The sequence below is a fragment of the Thiomicrorhabdus sp. genome, assembly GCF_963662555.1.
Taxonomy (GTDB): Bacteria; Pseudomonadota; Gammaproteobacteria; order Thiomicrospirales; family Thiomicrospiraceae; genus Thiomicrorhabdus.
Map to the genome: position 1 here is coordinate 2,178,951 of NZ_OY759719.1, position 14,721 is coordinate 2,193,671.

At 38.8% G+C, this 14,721-nt stretch carries 16 protein-coding genes and 1 tRNA gene; 1 reads left to right on the forward strand and 16 read right to left on the reverse strand.

All coding sequences use genetic code 11. The features are described 5' to 3' along the window. Window positions 1–30: 30 nt before the first annotated feature. The 13 genes from nuoF to rlmE form a co-directional block, all read right to left on the reverse strand. Entirely contained in the window at window positions 31–1,311 is a 1,281-nt protein-coding gene (gene nuoF / locus ACORJQ_RS09765; RefSeq protein WP_321324083.1) for an NADH-quinone oxidoreductase subunit NuoF, read from the reverse strand. Beyond that, entirely contained in the window at window positions 1,312–1,818 is a 507-nt protein-coding gene (gene nuoE / locus ACORJQ_RS09770) for an NADH-quinone oxidoreductase subunit NuoE family protein (protein WP_321324084.1), read from the reverse strand. After that, window positions 1,815–3,068: an NADH-quinone oxidoreductase subunit D gene (locus ACORJQ_RS09775; protein ID WP_321324085.1), complete on the reverse strand. Its 1,254-nt coding sequence runs from the start codon at window positions 3,066–3,068 to the stop codon at window positions 1,815–1,817. Before ACORJQ_RS09775 ends, nuoE begins: the two co-directional genes overlap by 4 nt. 13 nt (window positions 3,069–3,081) lie before the next feature. Continuing rightward, entirely contained in the window at window positions 3,082–3,756 is a 675-nt protein-coding gene (locus ACORJQ_RS09780; protein ID WP_321324087.1) for an NADH-quinone oxidoreductase subunit C, read from the reverse strand. Window positions 3,757–3,778: 22 nt separating this feature from the next. After that, a complete protein-coding gene (locus tag ACORJQ_RS09785; protein WP_040728184.1) occupies window positions 3,779–4,255 on the reverse strand; it encodes a NuoB/complex I 20 kDa subunit family protein in 477 nt (158 codons plus the stop codon). Then, window positions 4,246–4,602, reverse strand: a complete 357-nt coding sequence (locus ACORJQ_RS09790; RefSeq protein ID WP_321324091.1) for an NADH-quinone oxidoreductase subunit A — start codon at window positions 4,600–4,602, stop codon at window positions 4,246–4,248. Before ACORJQ_RS09790 ends, ACORJQ_RS09785 begins: the two co-directional genes overlap by 10 nt. A gap of 60 nt (window positions 4,603–4,662) precedes the next feature. Continuing rightward, window positions 4,663–4,747, reverse strand: a tRNA-Leu gene (locus ACORJQ_RS09795). Window positions 4,748–4,756: 9 nt separating this feature from the next. After that, a complete protein-coding gene (secG, locus tag ACORJQ_RS09800) occupies window positions 4,757–5,083 on the reverse strand; it encodes a preprotein translocase subunit SecG (protein ID WP_321324092.1) in 327 nt (108 codons plus the stop codon). 2 nt (window positions 5,084–5,085) lie between these two features. After that, window positions 5,086–5,841: a triose-phosphate isomerase gene (gene tpiA, locus ACORJQ_RS09805; protein WP_321324094.1), complete on the reverse strand. Its 756-nt coding sequence runs from the start codon at window positions 5,839–5,841 to the stop codon at window positions 5,086–5,088. Window positions 5,842–5,908: 67 nt separating this feature from the next. After that, window positions 5,909–7,246, reverse strand: a complete 1,338-nt coding sequence (gene glmM, locus ACORJQ_RS09810) for a phosphoglucosamine mutase (RefSeq protein ID WP_321324096.1) — start codon at window positions 7,244–7,246, stop codon at window positions 5,909–5,911. A 34-nt stretch (window positions 7,247–7,280) separates the two neighbouring features. Continuing rightward, entirely contained in the window at window positions 7,281–8,117 is an 837-nt protein-coding gene (gene folP / locus ACORJQ_RS09815) for a dihydropteroate synthase (protein ID WP_321324098.1), read from the reverse strand. Window positions 8,118–8,191: 74 nt separating this feature from the next. Then, window positions 8,192–10,168: an ATP-dependent zinc metalloprotease FtsH gene (ftsH, locus tag ACORJQ_RS09820; protein WP_321324099.1), complete on the reverse strand. Its 1,977-nt coding sequence runs from the start codon at window positions 10,166–10,168 to the stop codon at window positions 8,192–8,194. Between the two features lie 133 nt (window positions 10,169–10,301). After that, entirely contained in the window at window positions 10,302–10,922 is a 621-nt protein-coding gene (rlmE, locus tag ACORJQ_RS09825; RefSeq protein ID WP_321324102.1) for a 23S rRNA (uridine(2552)-2'-O)-methyltransferase RlmE, read from the reverse strand. 66 nt (window positions 10,923–10,988) lie between these two features. Here rlmE and yhbY point away from each other — a divergent pair, with 66 nt between their 5' ends. After that, a complete protein-coding gene (gene yhbY / locus ACORJQ_RS09830; RefSeq protein ID WP_321324103.1) occupies window positions 10,989–11,294 on the forward strand; it encodes a ribosome assembly RNA-binding protein YhbY in 306 nt (101 codons plus the stop codon). A gap of 57 nt (window positions 11,295–11,351) precedes the next feature. Here yhbY and ACORJQ_RS09835 read toward each other — a convergent pair whose 3' ends face one another. From ACORJQ_RS09835 to ACORJQ_RS09845, 3 genes are all read right to left on the reverse strand, one after another. Further along, entirely contained in the window at window positions 11,352–12,530 is a 1,179-nt protein-coding gene (locus ACORJQ_RS09835; RefSeq protein ID WP_321324105.1) for an O-succinylhomoserine sulfhydrylase, read from the reverse strand. A 12-nt stretch (window positions 12,531–12,542) separates the two neighbouring features. Continuing rightward, a complete protein-coding gene (purF, locus tag ACORJQ_RS09840; protein ID WP_321324107.1) occupies window positions 12,543–14,060 on the reverse strand; it encodes an amidophosphoribosyltransferase in 1,518 nt (505 codons plus the stop codon). Window positions 14,061–14,130: 70 nt separating this feature from the next. Next, window positions 14,131–14,718, reverse strand: a complete 588-nt coding sequence (locus ACORJQ_RS09845) for an SPOR domain-containing protein (protein ID WP_321324109.1) — start codon at window positions 14,716–14,718, stop codon at window positions 14,131–14,133. Window positions 14,719–14,721 lie beyond the last annotated feature (3 nt).

A 14,721-nucleotide genomic window follows, 5' to 3' on the forward strand; every position in this document is an offset into this window, starting at 1 on the left:
AACTTATTTTACGTAAACAATCCAAAACGATTATTTACGATCTAAAATACTGCAACCATGTTCAATATAGTGCTGGAATTCATGCTCATAGTGCTCTAAAGCACTGGTTAATGCGATAGTGGCTGCATCACCTAAACCACAAATTACATTACCCATAATTTTTCCTGATACATCTTTTAATGCCACGATATCTTCAGGACGACCTTTACCATTAACAATACGAGTTAAAACACGGTATAACCAACCTGTTCCTTCACGGCATGGTGTACATTGACCACAAGATTCGTCCCAATAAAAGTGTGCTAAATTCTGCATTACTTTTACGATATCTGTTTGATCATCCATAATAATTACCGAACCAGCACCAAGGAACGACCCTGCTTTAGCAATAGAGTCATAATCCATATTCATTGCCATGGCTTTTTCAGCTGGCAAAATAGCTGTAGAAGCTCCACCAGGAATTACCGCTTTTAATTCACGGCCTTTCCAGATACCACCTGCAAGTTCAAGCAAATCTTTAAATGGCGTACCCATACGAACTTCAAAGTTTCCTGGTGCATTAACATGTCCAGATACTGAATAACATTTTGTTCCACCAGCATTTTCAACACCTAAGTCGTTAAACCAATCTCCACCTTTAGCAAGAATCATTGGAATTGAAGCAAGGGTCTCAGTATTGTTAATTGTTGTAGGTTTACCGTATAAACCATAGCTCGCTGGAAATGGTGGTTTAAAACGTGGCTGACCTTTCTTACCTTCAATTGACTCAATCAAAGCGGTCTCTTCACCACAAATATAGGCACCAGCACCTAAATGAGTATATAAATCAAAGTCCCAACCAGTACCAAGAATATCTTTACCTAATAGGCCAGCTTCTCTTGCTTGTTTGATGGCATTATTAAAACGTTGATACGGTTCCCAGAACTCACCGCGAATATAGTTATATCCTGCAGAGGCACCAATAACGTAGCCTGCAATAGCCATACCTTCAACTAATGCATGCGGGTTATAACGAAGAATATCTCTATCTTTAAAAGTACCAGGTTCACCTTCATCAGAGTTACAAACAATGTATTTCTGTCCAGGAGCGAAACGGTTCATAAAACTCCATTTCAAGCCCGTAGGAAAACCGGCTCCACCACGTCCACGAATATTAGAAGTTTTTACTTCTTCAATAATTTCATTGGGTTCGATTTCTCCTGCTACCACTTTTTTCCAGACTTCATAACCACCATTGGCGATATAAACATCAATATCCCAAGAGTTATCAAGGTGGTTTAAACGGAAACAGTTTTCGTTTTGTACGACCATTTATTTCCCCCACTCTTCTAGTAGTAGATCAATTGAATTTTCAGTTAGATTTTCATAATAAGTTTTTCCAACTTGCATCATTGGAGCACCACCACAAGAACCTAAACACTCAACCATTTTGATTGAAAAACGACCATCAGGAGTTGTTTCACCTGGCTTAATACCCAGTTTAGTTTCTAGATATTTAACAATGTCATCTTTGCCGCGTAACATGCATGAAATACTGTTACAAATACACAGCTTTATTTCACCAACAGGGGCATGTTCATAGTTTCCGTAGAAAGTCGCAACTTCATAGACTTCCATTGGAGTAATTTCTAAATATTCAGCAATTTGATCCATTAAGTCATTCGTTAAGTAGCCATGGTGACATTCTTGAACGATTCTTAACGCAGGCATTACAGCTGATTTTTTTTGATCTTCTGGATAATTTGCAATCCATTTATCAATACGGGCTTTTACATCACCCTGAATAAAGTTAGCTGTATTTGTCTCTGTTGAACTCATCGATCCACCTCTCCGAATACAATATCTTGCGTACCAATGATTGAAACGACATCTGCAATCATATGGCCTTTAACCATTTCGTCTAATGATGCTAGGTGAGCAAAACCAGGTGCTCTAACTTTCATACGATAAGGCTTGTTAGCACCATCAGATACCATATAGATACCAAACTCACCTTTAGGGTGTTCTACGGCTGAATACACTTCACTTTCTGGAACTGTATAACCTTCTGTATATAGTTTAAAGTGGTGAATTAACGCTTCCATATTTGATTTAGCGTCTTCTCTAGATGGCGGAGCAACTTTGTTATCATCAGTCATAACCGCACCTGGATTGGCTTTTAACCAATCTACACACTGTTTAATAATTTTGTTTGACTCACGCATTTCAGCAACACGTACTAAATAACGGTCGTAACAATCACCAGTTGCACCTACAGGAATATCAAAATCCATTTTGTCGTAGACTTCATAAGGCTGTTTCTTACGTAAATCCCATTCAATACCTGAACCACGTAACATCGGACCTGTAAAACCTAACTGTAAAGCTCGTTCAGGAGAAACAATACCAATATCTACGGTACGTTGCTTCCAGATACGGTTATCGGTTAAAAGAGTCTCATACTCATCGATATAACCAGGAAAACGTTCTGTAAATGCCTCAATAAAATCAAGCAAAGAACCTTCACGCGTTTCATTCAACTGGTCTAATTTTTTACCAGAGTTCCATTTAGATTTCTCGTATTTAGCCATGGTATCTGGTAAATCACGGTACACACCGCCAGGTCGGTAGTATGTCGCGTGCATACGAGCACCAGAAACAGCTTCATAACAATCCATTAAATCTTCACGCTCACGGAAGGCATAAAGAAATACTGTCATAGCACCAATATCTAATGCATGAGCACCTAACCACATTAAATGGTTAAGAACACGTGTAATCTCATCAAACATAACACGGATATATTGAGCACGCTCTGGCACCTCAACGTTAAGCATTTTTTCAATTGCCATAACGTAAGCATGTTCATTAGACATCATAGAAACATAATCTAAACGGTCCATATAACCAATTGACTGGTTATAAGGCTTAAATTCAGCTAATTTTTCTGTACCACGGTGTAATAAACCGATATGTGGATCTGATCTTACAATGGTCTCACCATCTAGCTCTAACACTAAACGTAATACACCGTGCGCAGACGGATGCTGAGGACCAAAATTTAAAGTATAGTTACGAATTTCAGGCATATTTGATTCCTAATTACACGTTGCTTGGTGATTTCTTACGAATCACACGAGGTACATTGACTCGATTTTCAATAGAAACAGGCTCATAGATGACGCGGCCTTTCTCTGAGTCATAACGCATTTCTACATTTCCTGTAAGAGGAAAGTCTTTTCTTAAAGGATGTCCAACAAAACCGTAATCCGTTAAAATTCGACGTAAATCAGGATGACCTTTGAAAATAATTCCAAACAGATCAAATGCTTCACGCTCAAACCAATTAGCGACATTCCAAACGTCAATCACACTATCGACGATTGGCATTTGTGTAGACTCAGGAAACACTTTCACGCGTAAACGTAAATTGTTTTTTACTGATAATAAGTGATAAACAACGGCAAAGCGTCTTTCCATAGAATCCGCTTCAGAAGCTTCTTCATCTTCGGCAAAATCAAAAACACCACGACTAAACCCACTGTTAACTGCTGTCATGGTTTCCCAGTTGGCTTGTCCATAATCTAAATAATCTACACCACATAAGTCCATGAGCTGTTCAAATCCTAACTCATCCTTTAATATGGCAAATGCATCTAATGCTGTTTGTGGAGAAAGCTCAATCGTAAGCTCATCTAAACCGATGTTAGAAGAGACTACTTTCTCTCCTAATGCTTGATTAACATTGCTTTGTAAATCTAATACTGACTGTTTCATAGTAATGTCTACTTTCTTATTCTTATCTAGCTATCGTGTTAGTACGTTTTATCTTATTCTGTAGCTGGATAATTCCGTATAACAGAGCTTCAGCAGTTGGTGGACAACCTGGTACATAAACATCAACGGGCACAATGCGATCACATCCTCTCACAACAGAATACGAGTAATGGTAATACCCACCACCATTTGCACATGAACCCATTGAAATAACCCAACGTGGTTCAGCCATTTGGTCATATACTTTTCGTAAAGCCGGTGCCATTTTATTAACTAATGTACCTGCAACCACCATTACATCTGACTGACGTGGACTTGGTCTAAAAATAATACCAAATCGGTCTAAGTCATAACGAGAAGCCCCTGCGTGCATCATCTCAACAGCACAGCAAGCTAAACCAAAAGTCATTGGCCACAAAGAACCCGTTCTTGCCCAGTTAATTAATTTATCAGCAGAAGTGGTAACAACCCCTTCTTTTAAAACGCCTTCTACTCCCATTCCAGCGCTCCTTTTTTCCATTCATAAATAAAACCGACGACTAGTAATGATAAAAACACACCCATAGCTAATAGACCAAAAGTACCAACCTCATCTAAGACGATTGCCCATGGAAATAGAAAAGCGATTTCTAAGTCAAAAATAATAAACAAGATTGCTACAAGGTAAAAACGCACATCAAACTTCATACGTGCATCTTCAAATGCTTCAAAACCACACTCATATGGAGAGTTTTTTTCTGAATCAGGTTTTTGCGGTCCCAAAAGGTAACCGATTAAAATTGGACCAACTCCAAAAAGAGCTCCTAGAACAATAAAAACTAGGACTGGAAGATAATTTTCTAGCATGGGTTTTAGGCCTCGTCTAGCGTTTAATTGATTGCTGCAACATTGCAGCAGTATTTAATATGGTGCCGATGGCCGGAGTCGAACCGGCACAGCTCTCGCCACTACCCCCTCAAGGTAGCGTGTCTACCAATTTCACCACATCGGCTTTATTTGTTTACTCAGGCACAACCGGTGCTGATGGAGTTTTATTATTTTCTTCTACTTTGGTTTCAATTGGTGCTTTAGTTACACTCTGATAACCTTTAGCTTGCTGACTTCCGATGTAAGCCAACACTAAACTTGTAATAAAGAAAATAGTAGCCACGATTGCTGTCATTCTTGACAAAAATGTTGCTGAACCAGAACTACCAAAAACTGACTGCGACGAACCGCCGCCACCAAAGTTTGCTCCAGCATCTGCACCTTTACCATGCTGTACAAGAACAAGTGCAATTAAAATTAATGCAATAATTAAATGTATTGTTAATACGATTCCAAACATGATTAGCCCGCCGCCTTACAAATTGCGATGAAATCGTCAGCGTTCAATGAAGCACCACCAATCAACCCACCATCGATATCCGCTTGACCAAACAACTCTTTTGCATTGTCTGGCTTAACACTTCCACCGTATTGAATAATAACTTTTTCAGCAACTGCTGGATTTAGACCAGCTAATTTGCCACGAATAAATGCATGCACTTCTTGTGCTTGAGCTGGAGAGGCAGTCACACCAGTGCCTATTGCCCAAACTGGTTCATAAGCAATTACAACACGGCTAAATGCGTCTATACCAACCAAATCAAGAACCGCATCTAATTGGTTTGCAATTACCTGCTCCATCACGCCTGATTCACGCTCTTCAAGCGTCTCACCAACACATAAAATAGGCGTAACATTTGCAGACAAAGCAACCTTCACTTTTTCTGCAATCTCTTCATTCGTTTCACCATAAATAGCACGGCGTTCTGAATGACCTAAAATGACATAACTACAATCAAAGTCTTTTAACATTTCAACTGAAACTTCCCCTGTAAAAGCACCTTGACTTGGCTCTTCTGCCATATTTTGAGCTCCTACAGAAATACCGTTACCAGCGAGTGTACGGTTAGCATAATCTATATAGATAGCAGGCGGACAAACAGCAACATCAACATTTCCAAGTTGATCTGTTTGGCTATTTAAACCTGTTACCAAGCTCAAAATAGACGCCTTTGAACCATGCATTTTCCAGTTCCCTGCGACAAATGGCTTTCTCATTACTAATCTCCAACACAAAAGTTTTACAATATTAGCGTTTTCTTGATTGAAAAACAATATTGCATTTTTACGAAATTTCTGATTTAACTACATTAATTAATGCTTCTGCAAGCGATTCTACAAGCTCACGATCAGCTCCTTCTACCATCACTCTAATCAGTGGTTCAGTACCAGATGCTCGCACTAAAACCCGACCTTTATCTGCAAGACGTTGTTCTGCCAAAGAAATTGCTTTTTTTAACTCATCCGACTGCATAATAACCTGAGCATCATCCACTCTTTGATTTATTAAAATCTGTGGATAAAACTCAACTTCTGACGTTAATTCAGCCAAGGTTTTACCAGAAGAAACAATTGCAGACATAACTTGTAACGCTGCAATAATTCCATCGCCTGTTGATGTTTTATTCAAACACAAGACATGTCCGGATGGTTCTGCACCAAAATTCCAATTATTTTCCACCAATTTCTGCATAACATATCGATCACCAACTGAAGATCGATCAAACTGAATACCTTTTGCTTTTAAGGCATTCTCTACACCAAGGTTACTCATTACTGTACCAACAACACCAGGTACATCAAATTTTGATTGAGTAGCTAAAATATAAAGTATTAAATCACCATCTACAATTTTGCCACTTGAATCAACCATCATGACTCGGTCGCCATCTCCATCGAAAGCAATACCTAAATCAGCACCTTGACTAACGACTTCTTTTTGCAATGCATCTAGGTGTGTAGCCCCACACTCTTGGTTTATATTAATACCATTTGGTTCAGCACCAATCGTTAATACATCAGCACCCAATTCTTCAAAAACATGAGGAGCAACATGATACGTTGCTCCATGTGAGCAGTCTAAAACAATCTTAAAGCTATCCAGCTTAGTTACTGCATCATAAGTACTTTTGCAAAATTCTATGTAGCGACCTGGAGCATCTTCTATACGTTTGGCCTTACCTAACTGCTCTGAAGGCACAACATCAATTTCTTGTTCAAACGCGGCCTCTACAGCAAACTCAATTTCATCACTAATCTTTTTACCTTGTGATGAAAAAAACTTTATTCCATTATCATGATGGGGGTTATGAGAAGCACTAATTACAATACCGGCATCAGCATGAAAGGTTTGCGTTAAATAAGCGACCGCTGGTGTTGGCATTGGTCCAAGCAATATAACATCTACACCAGCAGCTATAAACCCAGCTTCCAAAGCTGATTCAAACATATAACCTGAAATACGAGTGTCTTTACCAATCATAACTCGACTTTCACCACGAGCTTTCATTACTTTGCCAGTTGCCCAACCCAGTTTTAAAATTTGATCAGGTCGAATCATACCTGAACCAACTCGGTTACGAATACCATCCGTTCCAAAGTATTTTTTTTGTGTTAAATCCATATATTAACTACCTTTAGTCAATCTAGAATAGTACTTAAACTAGATGAGCAACAACTTTAAGTGCTTCCACCGTTGGAGCAACATCATGCACTCTGACTATACTTGCACCTTTCATTCCTGCCAGAACTGCCGCTGCAACACTACCGTGCAATCTTTTTTCTAATGTTGCATTATCAAGTAACTCGCCTATCATTCTCTTACGAGATACTCCAACTAATATTGGATAATTTAAATCAAGCAAATCTGACAGTTCATTAAACAGCTGCGTATTATGCGTTAAAGTCTTGCCAAAGCCAAACCCAGGGTCGAGAATAATCTTATTTTTTTCAATACCAGCGGACAAACACGCCTTTGCTCTAGCCTCTAAAAATTGACTAACTTCTTCAATGACATCATCATAATAGGGTGCAGCCTGCATATTTTCCGGATTACCTTTTTTATGCATCAAACAAACGGTAACCCCTGTTTCTGAGGCAAGTTTAACCGCCCCCTCAGACTGCAATGCGTTGACATCATTAATCATATCTGCACCGAGGGATATAGCTTCGGCCATGACTTTAGTTTTATAAGTATCCACGGATACAGGCACATTGAACCTAGCCTTAATCCATTCTATTACAGGTAACACCCTTTCCAGCTCAATATCAAGCGAGACTTTTTCAGCACCAGGCCTGGTAGATTCACCACCGATATCAATAATATCCGTGCCCTCTTCTATCATTTGTAAAACCCTTGATTCAATGTGCTTCTGATCAAAAAATTCTCCACCATCTGAAAATGAATCAGGGGTAACATTGAGAATTCCCATAACTAACGGCATACCAGGCCTGGTAATATTTATTTTTTGTAACTCGTCATGCAAATTGAACATTAATTCATCATCCAAATAGTATTATTCAAAAAAAAACCCCGAAAAACGGGGCTTAATTGAAATAAAACGATACCTTAATGAAGTTTTGGCTCACCATTTTCTGCATCTTTTGCAGAATCGTCACCACTTAAATCATCTTTAACCATTTCATCTTTTTTTACGGTTTCTTTTTGAGCATCATCAGATGCCTTCATTGAGGAACCTGAATCTTTATCGTCAGTATCGTGCCAACCTTTTGGTTCACCTGCTGGACGACCTTCCATAATATTTTTTATTTGATCAGCATCAATCGTTTCGTACTGCATTAATGCTTCTGTCATTAACTCTAATTCTTTAGAGTGCTCAGTCAAAATATCAGTTGCTCTTTTATAGTTACGGTCAATTAAGCTACGAATTTCATGATCAATCTCTTTTGAGATTTCACCAGAAACATTGGCATTACGAGACGTACCCATAAAACCGCCCTTATCTTCTTCTTCGTACATTAATGGACCTAGGTTGTCTGACAACCCCCATTTTGTAACCATGTTACGAGCAATCATGGTTGCACGTTCAATATCATTACTTGCACCAGTTGTAACTGCATCCGGCCCATAAATTAGTTCTTCTGCAATACGACCACCGTACAAACTTGATAATTGACTTTCTAACTTACGTTTACTGTAGCTATAACTGTCTTCCTCTGGTAAATACATCGTGACACCTAATGCCCTCCCACGCGGCATAATACTCACTTTGTAGACAGGATCGTGCTCAGGAACGATCCAACCAACTATCGCATGACCAGCTTCGTGATAAGCCGTCATTCGACGCTCTTTTTCACTCATCACCATACTCTTACGTTCAACACCCATAAGGATTTTGTCTTTTGCTTGTTCAAAATGTCTTTGGGTCACTAACTTATCGTTATTACGTGCGGCAAACAAAGCTGCTTCGTTGACTAAGTTAGCTAAATCAGCACCTGAAAAACCAGGAGTACCACGAGCAATATAAGATGGTTCAACATTATCAGCTAAAGGCACTTTACGCATGTGAACTTTTAAGATTTGTTCACGACCACGAATATCTGGCAATCCAACAGTAACTTGTCTATCAAAACGACCTGGACGAAGTAAAGCAGGATCTAATACATCTGCACGGTTAGTGGCAGCAATAACAATAATACCTTCATTACCCTCAAAACCATCCATTTCTACAAGCATCTGGTTTAATGTTTGCTCACGCTCATCGTTACCGCCGCCCATACCTGAGCCACGACTACGACCAACCGCATCAATCTCATCAATAAAGATAATACAAGGTGAATGTGCTTTAGCTTGCTCAAACATATCTCGAACACGTGAAGCACCAACACCCACAAACATTTCTACAAAGTCAGAACCAGAAATCGTAAAGAAAGGCACCTTTGCTTCACCGGCAATTGCTTTGGCCAATAATGTTTTACCTGTACCAGGAGGCCCTACCATTAGAACACCACGAGGAATGCTGCCGCCTAAATTCTGATATTTAGTTGGATCTCTTAAAAAATCAACAATTTCACCAACTTCTTGCTTAGCCTCGTCAGCTCCTGCAACATCATCAAGAGTTACTTTGTTTTGATCATCCGTCAGCATTCTTGCTTTACTTTTACCAAATGACATTGGGCCACCCTTACCGCCCATGCCTCCACCGACCGAACGCATAAAGAAAATCCAAACGGCAATCAGTAACAACATAGGGAACCAAGAGATGAAAATCTGCATCAATACACTTTGTTGCTCTGGAGCTTTTGCACTGACTTTAACATGGTAATCAAGTAAGTCACCCATTAAACCAGGATCACCTGGATTATAGGTAGTAAAGGCATCACCATTCATATAGACACCACGAATAGTAGCTCCTTCAATAGAAACTTTGCTAACCTGCCCTTGATGCACTTGTTCAATAAAGTCTGAATAGTCTAAACGACCTGAAGAACCTTGGCCTTGAGTACTAAAATGATTGAAAACTGACATAAGCACCATTGCTACGACAGTCCAAATCAGTACATTTTTTAACATATCATTTTTCATGATTACCCTTACTTCCTATTTGCCCTGGGACCATTTAACCACAGGTGCATTCCAATCAAATATTTATAGCACTACTTTAACACATTTTGCCATAAATAAAGCTTATAGACAATTAAGCCTTATCAATAACAAATTAAACTTTTTTACCACGAGCTAAAAGGTATATCTCTTTACTTCGAGTCCTAGAAGCCTGAGGTTTACGAGTAATTACTTTATTGTATTTTGACTTAAGATTACTTATAAGTTCGTTATAACCCTCACCTTGAAATACCTTCATTAATAAATCTCCATCTTTTTTTAAGACTTGATCTGCTAACTCAACACATAATTCAACCAGGTACATGGCTCTTGGAATATCTACGCCTTTATTACCGCTCATATTCGGTGCCATGTCAGAAATAACAACATCTACATCTCGACCATCAAGTGCATTTAATAAATTTTCATAAACATCATCTTCACGAAAATCCCCTTGTATAAAGGTTACCCCTGCAAATGGCTCAACAGGCAAAATATCTAAAGCGAATACCTCACCATTATTGCCAATTTTATGTGTCGTCCACTGTGACCAACCGCCTGGAGCTGCACCCAAATCTACTACACACATGCCAGGCTTAAAAAGCCTGTCTTTATCATCAATTTCTTGAAGTTTATAAACGGCTCGCGATCGCCAACCTTCTTGTTTTGCTTTTAGTACATAAGGATCGTCAAAATGTTCTTTTAACCAACCTGCACTCGATTTACTTCTCGCCATAATGAGATTTCAACTACAATATATACAATCTTAAATTATTAATAATGACTTCTACTGGAATATTCAATGAGCCAACCTGAAAAACTAACAAACAATCAAAAGAAATATTTGCGTGGAATTGCTCACAACATTAACCCAATGATTATTATTGGAGCAAACGGCGTAACAGAAAACCTTATGAAGGAACTTGAAAGTACTTTAGAACACCATGAGATTCTTAAAATCAAAATGGCTTCTGCTGATCGAGAAGATAGAAAACAAATTGTAGACTATATTCTTGAACAGACAGGTGCCTTGCTTGTGCAAACTATTGGTAAAATTTGTGTTATCTATCGCCAAAGTGAAGATACTGAACTACCACTACCAAAATAATTATTACAAGTTTGGCAATGATTAACATTGCCAGACTTATCACAAGCTAGCTATGATTCAAATTAGCTGCGACAAACCTTTTTGCAAATCTCTTTTTATATCTTCTATTGACTCTAAACCAACAGAAATTCGAATTAAATTCTCTGTAATGCCTGCTTTTAGACGAGCTTCAGGATCTACTCGACTATGCGTAGTAGTGGCAGGATGAGTAATACTTGTTTTAACATCACCTAAATTCGCTGTAATAGAAAGCATTTCAGTGCTATCTATAACTTTCCAGGCCTGTGCTTGAGATCCTTTAACCTTAAAACTCACTAAACCACCACCAGCTAGTTGCTGCTTACAAGCTAGTGGATATTGCGGATGCGACTCTAAACCTGGATAAAACACCTGTTCAACTGCTGGATGTTCAATTAACCAAATGGCTAACTCTTTTGCATTTTCACAGTGAGCTTTCATTCTTACAGGCAAAGTTTCTAAGCCTTTTAAAAAAATCCATGCGTTAAAGGTACTCATTGTCGGGCCAGCAGTTCGCATAAAACCACGAATATGCTCTTCTATCAAAGTCTCTGAGCCAACAACCGCTCCACCGATACCTCGACCTTGGCCATCAATAAACTTAGTCGCTGAGTGAATGACAATATCAGCACCTTGCTCTAATGGTTTTTGTAAAACAGGGGTACAAAAGCAATTATCAACAATTAACAAACAATTATTTGCTTTAGCAATCTTACTTAATTGCTCTAAATCAGCAATTTCGGTTAGAGGGTTAGAAGGTGTTTCTAAAAAAAACGCTTTCGTATTCGCCTGAATGGCCTGTTGCCATTCAGCAACATCAGTCTGAGAAACGAAACTTACCTCAACACCAAATTTAGCTAAATACTTAGTAAACAGAACTTTGGTTGTACCGAAAATACTTTGAGATGAAACAATATGATCACCTGACTCTAGCAATCCCATAAAGGTTGACAGAATCGCTGACATTCCAGAAGCTGTGCCTACACAAGATTCACCACCTTCCATTGCCGCCAAACGATTTTCAAAGGCCCTTACCGTTGGATTGGTAAAGCGAGAATATACATTACCTTTTTCTTCACCGCTAAAACGATCTGCTGCTTGAGCTGCCGATTTATAACGAAAGCTTGAAGTCGGAAAAATCGCCTCGCTATTTTCTTGTTCAGCCGTCTGTTGATAGCCTGCTCTAACGGCTAATGTTTCGATATCAAATTCATTCATAAACGGTTAATCTTAGCTTCCATTATGTAAACCAACGGTTTCTTGCCCTGGTTCTTGTTTTGTTGACTGAGCAGTATCATTGCGGCTTGTGTCTAAAGAAGCTAGATATTCAGGAGAAATATCACCCGTTATATATTCACCACTGAAACAAGATGTATCAAATTTTGGAATATTTTCATTACCTACACTAACGGCTTCGATTAAATCTTCTAAATCTTGGTAAATAAGTTTATCTGCTCCAATAAACTCAGCAATTTCCTCTGTTGTGCGGCCATTTGCTACTAATTCCGAAGCTGATGGCATATCGATACCATAGACATAAGGATAACGGACTGCTGGAGCTGCAGATGCAAAGTATACTTTCTTAGCACCAGACTCCCTTGCCATTTCAACGATTTGTCCTGAAGTTGTACCACGGACAATAGAATCATCAACCAGTAATACATTTTTACCTTCAAATTCAAGGTCGATTGGGTTGAGTTTTTGACGAACCGATTTTTTACGAAGTTGCTGACCCGGCATAATGAACGTACGGCCAATGTATCGATTCTTGATCAAACCTTCACGATAAGGCAACTCTAGTTTAGAAGCCAGTTCTAACGCTGAAGTTCGACTTGTATCAGGAATTGGCATAACAACATCAATATCATGATCAGGCCATTCACGCAGAATTTTCTCTGCAAGCTTTTCACCCATACGTAAACGTGTTTTATAAACAGAGATGTCATCCATCATTGAATCTGGACGAGCAAAATAGACGTACTCAAAAATACATGGTGAATACTGAGGATTTTCTGCACATTGCTTATAGTAAATCTCGCCCTGTTCTGTGATAACAACGGCTTCACCTGGCGCTAAATCTTTCTCTATAGTAAATCCTAAACCGCTCAAAGCAACTGACTCAGAAGCAACTATATAGTCAGTACCTTTTTCAGTTACACGCTTACCAACCACAATAGGACGAAGTGCAAAAGGATCACGAAAACCAACAACACCAATAGTAGAAATGATTCCCACTGCGGCATAACCACCTTTAACGCGTTTATGCACACCTCTAACAGCATTAAAAACATCTTCTTGATCAATAAACAGCTTTTTATGCTGCATTAACTCATGGGCAAATACGTTTAGCAAAACCTCAGAGTCAGAGTTGGTATTAAGATGACGCAAGTCTGTGCGGTAAATTTCATCGGCAACTTCTTCTGCATTAGTCAAATTACCATTGTGCCCCATGGCAATACCATAGGGTGAATTAACATAAAATGGCTGAGCTTCTGCACTTGATGATGAACCTGCTGTTGGATAACGAACATGGCCAATACCCATATTACCGTGCAAATCACGCATATGCCTAGTTCTAAAAACATCTTTAACCATTCCGTTATCTTTACGCTGGTAAAAACGTCCACCCTTACAGGTAACAATCCCCGCTGCATCTTGGCCACGATGTTGCAAAATAGTCAGGGAATCATAGATCTCCTGATTAACATAATTTCCAGAACCCGACACAATCCCAACAATACCGCACATTTTCGTACACTCTCTTACTTACTAAATAGCTTTGATTAACCATGATTTCATGGGGAGCCCAAAACAGGCCTCAAGGTAATTGCACAACCTCACCATTGGTATGCAACATTTTATCTAATTTCTCCTTATCTTTGTCAGCTTTAGCTTGAGAAAGATAAGGACCTGTTCTCACAGAGTACATTTGGGTTTTTTCATAATACTTAATATAAACTTTAAAATTAGGTTCTAAGCGGCCTAATAAATCGTTTGCAGCTTTGATATCCTCAAAAGCTAACAATCTCACAATCCATTGGCCTTTATATTTTTCACTTGAGGCAATGTTATTAGCCTTTTTAATTATTTCCTGCATATTCTGAAAGTCAGATTCTGACTTACTGTTTAAAACAGACTCTTCCGAAACAGGTGCTTTATTATCTTGAAAAGATTTATTATTTAACTGTTCTTTGTGAGAAGTTTGCCCATCAGTAAGAGGCTCATCATTACTATCCGGTAATCGATATGCATGTTCAATAATCGGCAAGGTACTTTTAGGTTCAACTTTAACCTTTCCATCCGGAACAAAATTAACTGGATGGCTATACCATTGTGGCACAATCAACACTAATAGAAACAACCAAACGCTAGCTCCTATCAAACGATATTTACTGACTAAATCCATGAA